Below are 12,465 nucleotides of genomic sequence, written 5' to 3' on the forward strand. Positions count from 1 at the left end.
GTTGATATCTCAACATTTGTGGCTTTTTGCTGTATTTCCAAACTTACGTTTGGGAACATTATTAGGTTTAGTTATGTATACGTTATAAATCCGTGTTACACTAAAGCACTCGTTGAATAAGAAACGCTTATTCAACATTTTCTACGATTGTGGAAGCTCGTTATTTATTCTCCGCCTTTATCCATATTTAGAGATTCTTCATCAGTTTTTTTAATTAAATCCCCGAGTTTCGCAAGTACAAAAAAGAAACAATACATAATCGTATAATATATATACTCTGTATAAACACCACTAAATATCACAATATTAAAATAAGATAAAATGAGTTCCATCAAGAAGATAAATAGAATCAATTGAATTATTTGTAGTAATAAATAAAACCCTTTATTTACCGTTCCAATATGTTCAATTAAGGCTTCTAAGAAGATACTTAATGGTGTTAAAAGTATAAATCCTACAAATATAGTTAAAGTTAAAAAGATTGGACCATTAGAAGTAGTAAATTTAAAATCTAAAAAAAGACTAGCTAAATATTGAACTCCAAGCATTAAGCCAAAAATTTGAGACATAACAACTATTAAAAATATAGGTATTAAAATGTAATTTTTTTTTGCATTATTTCTCCCTCCTACTTAATGAATTTATAATCTATACGTTTTTTGTTGGGAAAAGATTCAAATTCCTAAAAGTGATAACTTCATAACTACATCTCCCGTCTTTGACTTGATATAAGAGTTACCATACTTCAACAATCCTGCCTCATTGTTGAAGTATAATGCCCCCAAAGCGTCCTTTGTTAACATTTCGTTGAGAGTCTATTTATATGTTACAGCCATTCAAATCAAGTGAATCGAACAGTCCTCTTTAAAATAATTTCTCACAGCGTCTCAGAGCGTTATTTTCTAATAAAAACAGCGACAAACACTGATTTAACAGTGCTTGTCGCTGTTTGAAATGTTACCAAGCTTTCATTTGGGATCGTTTTTTCTGCTTTATGTGTATAACGATACAATTGTGTTATTTAATTTCAACATCACGTGTAAAATTCTTTTAATTTTTCGGGTAAAGTTTTATTCATAATAAATCCCGCAGATACTAATCCTATTAAAATAATTATAATCGCCAAAATATTATCTAACCAACCTATTTGAATATTATTCGTTAGTTTTGAACCACCAATAATTATTATAGCCGCAACAATCCAAGCAAATAAAAATCCTACAAAGTACTGTAAGCCGTTCTCTTTTGAAGTACCCGCAGGTATAAAAACACATATAAAAGCAGTGGGATTAGCATATTAAATCTCACTGCTTTTATCGTTTTCTTTAGGTTATCAAAAGTACGGTTTTTTTTTATAACAATTTACCACTAACGGGGCAGGATAGTTGAATAAACATAATTTTCAGAATGTGTTTATAATCAATGTTATATTAAGATAAGCAGCAATAAAGGAGGAAAACTTATGAGGATAATAACAATGATGTTACTTTTATCACTATTTCTCGTTGCTTGTTCAAATGAAAACTCTATCGAAGTAAAAAAGGACAAAAGTGACAATACTACCGTTGAACAAACGAAAGAAGAGACAAAGATAACAAAAGAATTTATAAAAGAAAATGCAAAGTTTGGTGCATCTTATGATGAGGTTAGAGAAATTTTTGGAAAAGAACAATATTCGGGGATTATGGATAAAACTATGGTTTTTGTTTATGATTCTACTACCTATAAACCATTTACGTATAATCAAGGTGGAGATGCAGTAGCTTTTGATGCTATAAAGTCAGGTAAACTAGATTATCAAGTGTACATTAATTTTGTAGAAGAAAAAGCTGTATTTTACCAATATTACTTTAAAGGGGAAGATGGTGAAGTTTGGGGATATACAGTTTCTAGTGATGGTGATAATTTGAGTAGGAATTCTGGCAACTAATCTAAGTGAAAGAATACACTTAAACTAACAGGTGCGTTAATGAAATAAAAAGTCTCAAACTTATCAAGGAAATGTCGATAAGTTTGAGACTTTTTTTATAATAAGACTGGTTTCAGAGCGTTTTTAACACACAAAATCGCACACCCATTAGCAAGTGATTAATTTTTTTTAGGCAGTGGATAATTAGTATGTGATTTATACTGTGATTTCAGTGCCAAATTGATATACAAACATTGTTATTTCAATGAAAAAGCAGTGCGGATTCATATGCGAAATGCACTGCTATTATATTTACTTTTATACCTGTTTTTAGGCTTGCGGGTACTCCAAAAGAGAACGGCTTAAAAGTACTGTAACCATTCTTTTTTTGAAAGCTGCTTAAAAAGGGGTCTACTTTTATAAAATTTCATAATTGAGAAAATCAATAATAAGACAAACATTATATATCCAATCATTATAATCACCCCTTTTTTGAAAGTCTAATTTTAATTTACATATTCGATACCTAAATTCACTTTCCCTACAAAAAGCACCCAAAGCGATCCTGCCCCGTAGCTAAATTTGTTTCTTGAAGTTGCTTCTAGGATATTAAAGATTTTATATTTTTTATATAAACAAATGTAGAAATTATACTAATAACTAAGTAGTATATACCTATTATGGACAAAGCATCTGTTGCTACCATTGAAACCTCTTTATTTAGAATTATTGCCCTCCACAAGAAAGAACTGACGATAAATATTATAGGGAATACCACATAGTAACCAGTAAAGTATAATTTAATTTTCTTGCTACTATCCATATAAATACCCTCCTTTATAGATAATCTAAAAAGGTTCAATAAACCTCTCCGTTACATCATTAACCATAATATACCATATGTTAACCGAGCAAACCTGCCCCGTTCGTTGCATAAGAAAAGCCATCTAAATAACAGCCTTGATCTTTTGCTAATGTACTTTTTTATGAAATAACTATCTAAATAATTTGAATGCACTAAACCCAATAGCACATCCTCCGCCAATACCCATCACCACACCCAAAAGTGTCCATTGTGAAATGTAAATACCGAGCATAAATAACAATAACCCTAAAAATCCTAATAGACCCACTTTTTTATTCATTAAATGTTCTCCCTTTACTTCGTATATTCTTCCTTATAACACCTATCTCCAAATTATAGCAGTTATCTAGTAGGAATAATTGTTGTTTTACATTTTTTGTAAGATAATAAAATATAAAAGGAATGATACTTGGGATTTCTAAATTGGTATAACTGGATTCACTAACCAATCCCTTATGTCTCAATATTTTTTGATATAATTTTTACGTTAATAATTGTATTAACTGTATGGTTTGATACAAGGAAAATAAGGACTTCTGTTATAGCTCTCTCAACTGGGATCGTTGTTACTTTGGTAGGTGTATTCATCTTAAACCTTATTGGATACTATTAGTATAACTAGATCCTTCAGGAACATATTCTATTTTATGTTGCATTCTTTCTTATTCTTTAAGCCATTAACAAGGGCTCTTTTTTACATAAAAAATTGTATTGTACCTGATATAAAAGTTCAAAAACCTGAGAAATTTTGAGTTTGCATAAGAAAGAAGAAACTCATTTACTCTTTTGTTTCCTAACTATTTAATAAATTCGCCATTAAAATAATCTTGAACCCAATCAGACATCCGAATAAAATATGCATTTCATTAAAAAAGAGTTTAATATCAGGTCTGAGAAAAAGAGCATAACTAGTTCCGTTATGTGACAGCGGGACACCAATTGTATTTTTCAATTCATTAGCAAAGAATCCTGTTACAAACTTTTTTTGGGGAATCTCCTTCCTAACTATCAAAATAAATAGCCACAATGTAAACCATCCATCAATCTAATACTTCTAATAAATAATTTATGTATATAGATTTATTCCACAAAAATAAATATTCAAAATGACATTTAATATCTTAAAATATTAAATGACTTTTTTAAAAAAATTTTTTGATTTTTTACCCTTTTCCACATTAATTTCATCAATTCAAATGCAAGTGTATGAAAATTTCTGAGAGCCTTATCCTATTCTGATAATCTGCCTATATTGAACACAAGCTATATAATAATTAAGCAAAGATAAATGATATTAGAAAAAACTCACAAGTAATATCTCCAAAAACTATTTGTCTTCGTTAGTCTCTAAAACATAACCAAAGTTGAATACTCCCTTAATAACTGAACCGAAAAGCCAGATGGAATAAGAATTTCTATTTAATAAATTCATCTCTGAATTTATCTTTTCTAATATTCGGGAAAATAACTCCAGTTTTTGAGGTATGATAGCTTTATTTTTCCTGAACTAAACTCCTCTGTTTGTTGCATAAGAAAAAGACCATCAAATAATAGTCTTGATCTTCTGCTATTGCTCCATTTAGTATAAGTACATTTGCTCACCACTTTGAACGAGCTGAGGAATAGAATATGGATTAGATGATAAGTCGCCATAATTTGGATGGTAAAGAGATTCTTTACCAATATCTAATTATTCTTTTTATTTGCTATAATCCATAAAGAGTTTTAACGAAAGATGGTGATTAAAAATGATTTTGTATTATTCAGGCACCGGAAATAGTGAATACGTGGCAAAAAGAATAGGTAACGAAGTTCAAGATGAAGTAATAAATCTTTTTGAAAAAATTCGAAATCAGGATTTTTCTGACCTATTTTCTGATAGACCATGGGTTATCGTTGTACCTACCTATGCATGGAGGATTCCACGTATTGTAGAAAATTGGTTAATGAAGACAAAATTAGGAGGAAGTCCAGATATTTATTTTGTGATGACGTGTGGTGGTAGTAATGGTAATGCAGGTGCCTATCTAAAGAAACTTTGCAAAGTAAAAGGTCTTTCTAATCAGGGATGTATTTCTATCACCATGCCTGAAAACTATATTGCGCTTTACAGTGCACCTGAAAGAGCTGAGGCACTGGCGATTATTGAAAGAGCTGAACAAAAAATATCAGATAGTGCCAAGTCGATTAGAAAGGGTACAGCATTTTCAGAACCGCAGGTGACATCAAAAGATAGATTGAAGAGTGGTTTAGTAAACGATCTTTTTTATCCCGTATACGTACATGCAAAGAAATTTTATGTAACGGATGCCTGTGTTTCATGCGAAAAATGTGAAAAGGTGTGTCCGTTGAAGAACATTAGGATGGAAAATGGAAAGCCTAAATGGGGGAAACAGTGCACTCATTGTATGGCGTGTATTTGCCGATGCCCAAAAGAGGCCATTGAATATGGAAAACATACAAATGGCATGGTACGGTATATTTGTCCTAAAAAATGTAAAGTGGATAGAACTGAAAAATCTAGTTGGAGTAGCAGTTGGTTGTAAGATTGACTTCTCTTTCCGCATCCATTTCTAATTACAGCTACCTCTTGTTATATTTTTTTAGGTTTTCATTTCCTGTTTATTATTCCTAAAAGTAGGATTTAACTGGCTTTCCATAAATAAAGGAAAGCCTTTTTTGTTGTAAAAGGAGCAGGTTCGTAGAAGAAAGGATTATATGATAAATCGTATACGTTATAAATGCAATACGATCATCTAATATCGTATCAACAAAAGATATACCGAATATGTTGATTAACGCTCAAAACCACTGTCACCAATATGTAACTATTACCAACAATATTAAAGCACCATTCCTCTTTCCAAAATGACGAATAAATATACAATTACCAATTGTAACGAATTTTTCTATCCGTTACTACAAAATTATTATAAATAACAGTTTCCAATTTGTCCTTCTACGATAGAAAGTAAATTAAGAACAAAACTCATACCTTCTACAAAATGAGTTTGAGACTTCTTCTGCTAACCTGCCTCGTCATCTGTGTAACAAAAAAGAGCTGATCTCCGCTCCTGATATTGAAGTGAAGCACCTGTTCGTATTATAAGATTGACCAATGTTATTGGTTGACCTTTTTATTTAAAGTCTTCAATACTAAAAGTAGCCAGGGTAGAACGTACCTGCTCCTGGGACTCGATCCCGTCAGCTAAACCGTTCGCCCCCTACTTGTAGAAACATGATTGCGGCTGGTTGGGACTGAGATCTCGTATAACAAACGAAGCTATGAAACTACAAGAAGTGCTAGGGGTTACTGGTCAATCGAAATTAGAGGAGGAGATAGAAAATGAATCCAGTGGTTGGTCTAGATGTTGCCAAAGGAGAAAGCCAGGTTCAAGCATTTCTGGATAGAAAACAGCCATATAAGAAAAGCTTTAAAATCTCACACACAGTAGAAGGATTAAAACAGCTACACCATTTTTTAAAAGATATTGAGGGTCAAACTTCTTCGAAGCCAGCAGTAATTATGGAGTCCACAGGTCACTATCAGTCATCTATTATTCAGTTTTTGGACGAACACCATTACTTGTCTATTGTCGTTAATCCATTACTCTCTTATAAAGCTAGAACATCCAGTTTGCGTAAAGTGAAAACAGACGCAATCGACGCCTATCTACTCTGCGAAATGTACTATAAGGAAGAGCTAGAACCTTATAAAAAGCGAGGCATTCAACTGCTTAATCTTCGTAATTTGACAAGACAACATGAACAAATTACAAATTTAAGCTCTCAAAACAAGCAACAGTTTCAAACATTATTAGATCAGGTTTTCCCTGAATATAAAGGCGTTTTTGGAGACTTGTGCTCGGATGTTTCTTTATTAGTCTTATTAGAATACCCAACGTCTAGTTGTGTACTTCTAGCAGATGAAAAGACTCTGTCTGATCGAATCCATACGTTATGTCAAAGTCGATCGCAATCTTGGGCTAAAGAGAAAGCCAACCTTTTCATAAAGGCAGCTGTACGTAACCCGTTTCAGGAAAACCTCTATTTTAGTTTGATTACATCGATGAAAATGCATATTCAAATGGTTCTACAATACAAAGAGCACCTATCCAACCTAAAGAATGAGATAGATGCCCTTGTCAAAGATATTGAAGAATATAAGATTATCCTTTCTATACCAGGCATTGGAGAAAAAATCGCGGCATCGATTCGATTCTTTCAGAAGTCGGAGAGATAGAAAGGTTTAATCACCCTAAAAAACTAGTTGCCTTCGCTGGTGTAGACCCTAGTATCTTTGAATCAGGTCGATTCAAAGCAACCAAAAACCGAATCACCAAAAGAGGCTCTGGTAGACTGAGACACTCCTTATACATGGCTGTAAAATGTGCGATTCGAGATTCACGTCCAAAAAGCGAAAGAAAAGATCATGAAATTATCGCCCGAAATAAGAGATTACGGCAGTTTTATGATAAAAAACGGGATGAAGGAAAGCCCTATAAGGTTTCCATCATTGCTTGTGTGAATAAGCTACTCCACTGGATTTATGCATTATTAAAGAATCATGAAATATTTCACGATGTAGTTTAATAATATTTATCATTTTTGCATTTTACTTCCATTATCATAAACGGAAGCTTATTTGTCATGCCTATTTTCAGTATATCATGAAGTAAATCTCTAATTTAACCATAATGATTGACAAGCTATTAGCTGGTTTAGCTGCATAAGAAAAAGACCATCAAATGATAGCCTTGATCTTCTGCTATTGCACCCGATAGCTTAAGTGCATTTCTTCACAGACTTAGTTAATATTAATATAATTAATCAGTTCATTATTCATTATGGGAATGCTGCCCCATTTGTTGAATAACATATCATCTAATTCAAAAGCATTTATTATCCTATATAAGTTATTTGAGTGTCTTCCTTTAGAGCTCTAATTGCAACTTTTGCAGTAAGTTGTTCAGGCTGTTTACCATATCCTAATCGGACTTCTTCAAATAGTTCATTAACAATCTCTTCAATTTCCCCCAAAGTAGTATCTTTCGGGAGATCCATACTTCTTTGAACTTCTAATCCTTTGTATGAACCTTCATAACCTTGGATAGTTTCTTCGCCATATCCATTTATTTCAAATTCAACTTTTATCTTTCCATCAACATTATTCATTTTATTCGTCATCCCCTAATATAATATTTAGTATTTAATAGTTATAATTTTGCAACAATAACCCAATTCCTTATTCCACTAACCTGTCACCTAGCTCAAATAGAGATTTTTGATTGATAAAAATAAGGTGAATTTTATTTATCCTCACTTTCAAGTTTCAAATACATATGAATTGTAAACATTCCAGCTGAATAATCAGCCGATATGGTATGACCCATTGAAACTAGAAGTGCTTTACATATAGACAGTCCAAGACCAGTGCTTCCATTATCCCGGCTTGGGCTTACTGCATAGGACCGTTCAAAAATCTTTGCAAGCTCTTGTGGTGTTAGAGACGTACTCTCATTGGAAAAGGATAAGACTAATGATTGATTCTCAATCCTGCTTGCAACATTTAATTTCTCTTTGCCATATCGAAGTGCATTTTGTAGGACGTTGTTGATTACTCTAACCATAGCGTTTTCGTCTACAATAACAGTCGGAGCAGATGACAATAATTCGGAATCTACATTAATGCCAGCAGCTTCAAAGTCTTCATATGTTTGTGCCAACAACTCGCGACATACTTTATTTACATCCACTGGCATCAACTCCAGTTTATATTCCCCTTCCTCTAAGCGAGAAAGGTCAAAAAAATCCAGTATTAACCGATTTAATAGACGGGTACGCTCCAATACAATGGTTAAATAACGTTGCCTCTCACTCTCTGACAAATTTGGATTTTCCAAAAGGCGAATGTAGCCTAAAATGGCTGTCAGAGGAGTCCTCATGTCGTGAGATATATTTGAGATTGTCCGTTGGAGATCAAGTTCTTTTATCCGATATTGTTGATCAGCAAAATTTTTCTCCTCGATAAATCTGTTGATTTCTATAATCAAATCGTAATTGTTTTTTGATGGCAATATCGTAGTCAGGTACTCAGTACGCTTTTCATCATTTAAACGATGTAGCTTGTCCGTTAGATTTTTTATCTGTTTCTTTTGTAAGAAATAAAGCGCAAAGAAAGATAATCCGAAACAAATAGCCACAATTACAATACTGATCATAGATTAACCTCCATCCGTTATAATTCCTTTTTCTTAAATACAATGCTACCGATAATAACAATCGCTACAATAGCAAAAATAGTTAATAAAAAGGCGGCAAAACTGTTGGAACTATATTTGTTCGCTAGGTCTTGAAATAAGGGAACTCTTTCTACAATTACCATGAATACTTTTTCCAGTGCAACGCATAGGAGCAGCAAGAGAATTGTTTTTCGCACAAACAAGCCGATTAGTTGAAATAATCCAAGACAAAAGAGTACCTGCAGTATTATAAGAAGCTGCGGTAAGGAAAATAACTCTTTCATATAATCAATGGCCCCTGCTGGCGATGTGATAAACACAGCAGTCACGGTGATTGCTAATGAAATCAGGAGCCAGAGGGCTATTGTCAGAATGACACCTGACAGATATTTTGAAATATAGAGAACGTTCCTTGAAACACCAGTAGTCATATCATTCTTGAGTACTTTCAACTCTAATTCCTCTCGAAGTGTATAATCGCTTATAAGTACCGAAAGAAATAAGTACAGTAAAAAGCTAATAGTAGTATAAAAGGATAAAGTTTTTTCTGGGTCACTCGAAAAACCAATAAAAGCAAGGACTGTGGAGCCGGTCAAAATGATGGCCAGCAGAATAAAGCTTTTTCTAAAAATAATACGGTATAAATCTGCCTTAATATGATTAAGCATTTTCTACACCTCTCAACATATCCAGAAAATACTCCTCCAAATCCTTTCCTTGTATGGAAATAGAGAAAACTTCAATACCATTTGTTATTAACTCCCGATTAATTTGTTCTGGGTCTTCGAGAAGCTCATAGCATTCAATGATATTTCCTGGTAGAATTTTGTAATTTTTTAAACCACAAATGTTTTCGAGGACAGCGCAAGCTCGGGAAGGCTCATTGACTTTCAAACGCATCACATTCTGGCATTCCTGCTGCAATTTTTTTGCGCTGATTTCCCCTATTAATATACCTCTGTTGATAAAGCCGTAGTGTGTTGCTATTGTGCTTAGTTCTTTCAGTAGGTGGCTGGAAATAAGAATAGTAACCCCTTTCTCTTGGTTAAGCTTAACCAAGAGATCTCTAATTTGGATAATACCGATTGGATCAAGTCCGTTAATCGGCTCATCTAAAATTAAAAATTCTGGATATCCTAGCAGAGCGAGTGCCAGCCCCAATCGCTGTTTCATACCAAGTGAAAATTGTTTGAAATTTTTATCCTTGACATCACCTAATCCGACAAAATCTAAAAGCTCGTCAACATGACCATGATCTGGCAACCCTTTTTTCATGCAATAGATTTTTAGATTCTTTTTCGCACTGCAATCCGGAAAAAATGCTGGAGTTTCTAGCATACATCCGATACGGACACGGCTTTTTTGGATTCCCTTTTGCCCCGTCTCACCAAACAGATTGATGCTCCCACTGCTAGGTATGCTTTGTCCACAAATAAGACGCATAAAGGTTGTCTTTCCGGCGCCATTTTTTCCGACAAGACCATAAATCTGCCCACGCTCAATACGCAAACTGCATTCTTTTAGTGTGTTGGTATTACCGTATCTTTTGGATAATTTATCCGTCTGTAATATGATTTCACTCATTGTTGTTCCTCCTTTACTGAACTTACCTTAACTATAATTCAGTAACTTTGATTTCTTCTGAAGGAAGTCTGAAGAATTTCTGAAGTTATTCGCACATACGAAATCCGATGCCACGAATTGTTTTTATATATTCGGTATCAGGATCGGCTTTTGCAATTTTATTACGAATGTGACTGATATGAACATCCACCGTATTTTCATCTCCAATGTAACTTTGCTGCCAACAATTTTCAAAGATATTAGATCGGGTCAAAACCCGTTTAGGATTACGCATAAACATTTCCAGGATCCGCAATTCCAAAGGTGTAAAATTTAAATAAACTTCATTGACCGTAATCTCTGTAGTATTAGTATTAAGTACACAGTTTTTCCACGTCAATATTTGTCCGGAAGGCAAGGTAGAAGAATAGGTGCGGCTTCGGCGCAACTGCGCTTCCACACGAGCTAGAACTTCTTCAAATTCAAAAGGTTTTGGGATGAAATCGTCAGCACCAAGACGAAGAGCATTCACTCGTGCATCCGTTCCAAGCTTTGCAGAAATGACAATGATGGGAACAGTTTGCTCTTTTCGCATCTCGATAATTAGACTTTCGCCGTCAAGTCCCGGTAGCATCAAATCAAGCAAAACACAGTCGAATTGATGTTGCTTTAAGAGAAGTTTTCCTTCCGTTCCTGAATAGGCACAGGTTACTGAATAATTATTATTGGTTAATATCTCTACCAAAAGGCTACTTATCGCGGTATCATCTTCGACAATCAAAAGTTTTCCAATACTCATTTTTTCCTCCTGTAAAAAACATTTCTGTTTAGATTGTTTATCCTGGGGTTTTTCTGCATCTTATGTTATTAAAAGTATGTACTATCCCTCACATATTAGTCTATAGCTAACTAGGTGTTCATTCTTTTGAATATAGCTAATTATATGTACTATACTGAACAATGAAGTTGAAATTCTCAAAAATAATAGACTAATTTTATCCTACCATAATAATTCTTCACAAGTTAATATTCCTTTAAAAGCTATCCGGCACTGTTAGTAGCATAAGAAAGAAAAAGTTATATTCTCTTATTTCCTAAACAATTCACAAAACTCCTTTATAACAGGATATCCATCACTTTCTTTAGAATAATTTATATACAGGAGGTGATTAGATGAGCACTGATGTTTTTGCTATCTTGATTTATTCACTAAACAACAAATTTATTGTAAGAAAATGTTGTAGCAGAGGTTATACTATGCATCCACTTATTGAGGGACATTACCGATTTTATAACTGTACATGTGAGATTCTTGGTTCCGATTTAACAAAAGATGAAGCTGTTAAATTAGGACAAAGATATAGTGAAGACATGGACGTACAACTTATCCTAGACTAAACGTATGTAGAAATAACAATCAGACCTTTTTAACCTTATTTCTTTCAGATTAGAAAATTACTTTCTATTGATACAAAAGACAGTTTTCTAATCTGTTTTTAATGTCTTTACTTGTATTTTCCTTGCTAAAAAATCTCTACTTGATGTACTGACTCAACCTTGTATTCCCCTAAATATTTTTTGAAAATCATTTTGTCACTAACCTTCCCCGTTAGCTGCATAAGAAAAAGTTGCCTAGTTGACAACTTTTTTCTTATGCTACTGTACCTGATAGTTAAGGTACATTTATTCACAAACGGGTTTCTCACACCCAATCTTTCACATATATAATTAATCCTAATAATGAGCCTAAACAAGCACTAGCAAATACGAAAGGAAGGTTTGATTTCTTTTGATTAGATTTAGAATCAGTCATTAAAACACCCCTCATATGGGCACTGCCTGTCGTTTTTGAGACAATAAGAAAACGCCTATTTATGCAGCCAGCT

11 protein-coding genes and 2 pseudogenes are annotated in these 12,465 nt (G+C 33.5%); 4 read left to right on the forward strand and 9 right to left on the reverse strand.

The window, feature by feature from the left end:
* Nucleotides 1-164 precede the first annotated feature (164 nt).
* On the reverse strand, nt 165-569 hold the full coding sequence (locus TX86_RS17555) for a hypothetical protein (protein WP_042350908.1): 405 nt from the start codon (nt 567-569) through the stop codon (nt 165-167).
* Nucleotides 570-1,462: 893 nt separating this feature from the next.
* Here TX86_RS17555 and TX86_RS17560 point away from each other — a divergent pair.
* Nucleotides 1,463-1,930 carry a hypothetical protein gene (locus tag TX86_RS17560; protein WP_042350910.1) on the forward strand — a complete coding sequence of 156 codons (468 nt, stop codon included), beginning with the start codon at nt 1,463-1,465 and terminating at the stop codon, nt 1,928-1,930.
* A gap of 974 nt (nt 1,931-2,904) precedes the next feature.
* On the opposite strand, the gene TX86_RS27060 is transcribed toward TX86_RS17560, so the two are convergent.
* Together TX86_RS27060 and TX86_RS27280 are read right to left on the reverse strand one after the other, a co-directional pair.
* On the reverse strand, nt 2,905-3,054 hold the full coding sequence (locus tag TX86_RS27060; RefSeq protein WP_195892922.1) for a hypothetical protein: 150 nt from the start codon (nt 3,052-3,054) through the stop codon (nt 2,905-2,907).
* A 537-nt stretch (nt 3,055-3,591) separates the two neighbouring features.
* Nucleotides 3,592-3,765: pseudogene (locus TX86_RS27280) on the reverse strand (sensor histidine kinase); the annotation flags it as partial.
* A gap of 757 nt (nt 3,766-4,522) precedes the next feature.
* On the opposite strand from TX86_RS27280, the gene TX86_RS17575 reads away from it, so the two are divergent.
* Both TX86_RS17575 and TX86_RS17580 read left to right on the forward strand, forming a co-directional pair.
* Nucleotides 4,523-5,320, forward strand: coding sequence for an EFR1 family ferrodoxin (locus TX86_RS17575; RefSeq protein WP_042350916.1), 798 nt, complete (start codon nt 4,523-4,525; stop codon nt 5,318-5,320).
* 800 nt (nt 5,321-6,120) lie between these two features.
* A pseudogene (locus tag TX86_RS17580) lies at nt 6,121-7,367 on the forward strand (IS110 family RNA-guided transposase).
* Nucleotides 7,368-7,676: 309 nt separating this feature from the next.
* Here TX86_RS17580 and TX86_RS17585 read toward each other — a convergent pair.
* The 5 genes from TX86_RS17585 to TX86_RS17605 form a co-directional block, all read right to left on the reverse strand.
* On the reverse strand, nt 7,677-7,949 hold the full coding sequence (locus tag TX86_RS17585; protein WP_042350917.1) for a hypothetical protein: 273 nt from the start codon (nt 7,947-7,949) through the stop codon (nt 7,677-7,679).
* 134 nt (nt 7,950-8,083) lie between these two features.
* On the reverse strand, nt 8,084-8,995 hold the full coding sequence (locus TX86_RS17590; protein ID WP_042350919.1) for a sensor histidine kinase: 912 nt from the start codon (nt 8,993-8,995) through the stop codon (nt 8,084-8,086).
* A 17-nt stretch (nt 8,996-9,012) separates the two neighbouring features.
* Complete coding sequence (locus TX86_RS17595; protein WP_042350920.1) at nt 9,013-9,684, reverse strand: ABC transporter permease; 672 nt, start codon at nt 9,682-9,684, stop codon at nt 9,013-9,015.
* Nucleotides 9,677-10,600, reverse strand: coding sequence for an ATP-binding cassette domain-containing protein (locus tag TX86_RS17600; RefSeq protein WP_042350921.1), 924 nt, complete (start codon nt 10,598-10,600; stop codon nt 9,677-9,679). The genes TX86_RS17595 and TX86_RS17600 overlap by 8 nt, the downstream gene beginning before the upstream one ends.
* 85 nt (nt 10,601-10,685) lie before the next feature.
* On the reverse strand, nt 10,686-11,378 hold the full coding sequence (locus tag TX86_RS17605; protein ID WP_042350923.1) for a response regulator transcription factor: 693 nt from the start codon (nt 11,376-11,378) through the stop codon (nt 10,686-10,688).
* Nucleotides 11,379-11,752: 374 nt separating this feature from the next.
* On the opposite strand from TX86_RS17605, the gene TX86_RS17610 reads away from it, so the two are divergent.
* Nucleotides 11,753-11,977, forward strand: a complete 225-nt coding sequence (locus tag TX86_RS17610) for a hypothetical protein (RefSeq protein ID WP_042350924.1) — start codon at nt 11,753-11,755, stop codon at nt 11,975-11,977.
* Between the two features lie 304 nt (nt 11,978-12,281).
* On the opposite strand, the gene TX86_RS27285 is transcribed toward TX86_RS17610, so the two are convergent.
* Nucleotides 12,282-12,465, reverse strand: a 184-nt coding sequence (locus TX86_RS27285) for a hypothetical protein (protein ID WP_230203673.1), incomplete at its 5' end; no start/stop codon positions are given.

The sequence above is a fragment of the Bacillus massiliigorillae genome (assembly GCF_000380245.2).
Classification (GTDB): Bacteria; Bacillota; Bacilli; order Bacillales; family DSM-1321; genus Bacillus_AD; species Bacillus_AD massiliigorillae.

Excerpts from the sequence above, each read along its gene's own strand:
- TX86_RS17590 (WP_042350919.1), bottom strand. The coding sequence starts at position 8,995 with ATGATCAGTATTGTAATTGTGGCTATTTGTTTCGGATTATCTTTCTTT.
- TX86_RS17595 (WP_042350920.1), bottom strand. The coding sequence starts at position 9,684 with ATGCTTAATCATATTAAGGCAGATTTATACCGTATTATTTTTAGAAAA.
- TX86_RS17575 (WP_042350916.1), top strand. The coding sequence starts at position 4,523 with ATGATTTTGTATTATTCAGGCACCGGAAATAGTGAATACGTGGCAAAA.
- TX86_RS17560 (WP_042350910.1), top strand. The coding sequence starts at position 1,463 with ATGAGGATAATAACAATGATGTTACTTTTATCACTATTTCTCGTTGCT.
- TX86_RS17600 (WP_042350921.1), bottom strand. The coding sequence starts at position 10,600 with ATGAGTGAAATCATATTACAGACGGATAAATTATCCAAAAGATACGGT.
- TX86_RS17610 (WP_042350924.1), top strand. The coding sequence starts at position 11,753 with ATGAGCACTGATGTTTTTGCTATCTTGATTTATTCACTAAACAACAAA.
- TX86_RS17605 (WP_042350923.1), bottom strand. The coding sequence starts at position 11,378 with ATGAGTATTGGAAAACTTTTGATTGTCGAAGATGATACCGCGATAAGT.
- TX86_RS17555 (WP_042350908.1), bottom strand. The coding sequence starts at position 569 with ATGTCTCAAATTTTTGGCTTAATGCTTGGAGTTCAATATTTAGCTAGT.
- TX86_RS17585 (WP_042350917.1), bottom strand. The coding sequence starts at position 7,949 with ATGAATAATGTTGATGGAAAGATAAAAGTTGAATTTGAAATAAATGGA.
- TX86_RS27060 (WP_195892922.1), bottom strand. The coding sequence starts at position 3,054 with ATGAATAAAAAAGTGGGTCTATTAGGATTTTTAGGGTTATTGTTATTT.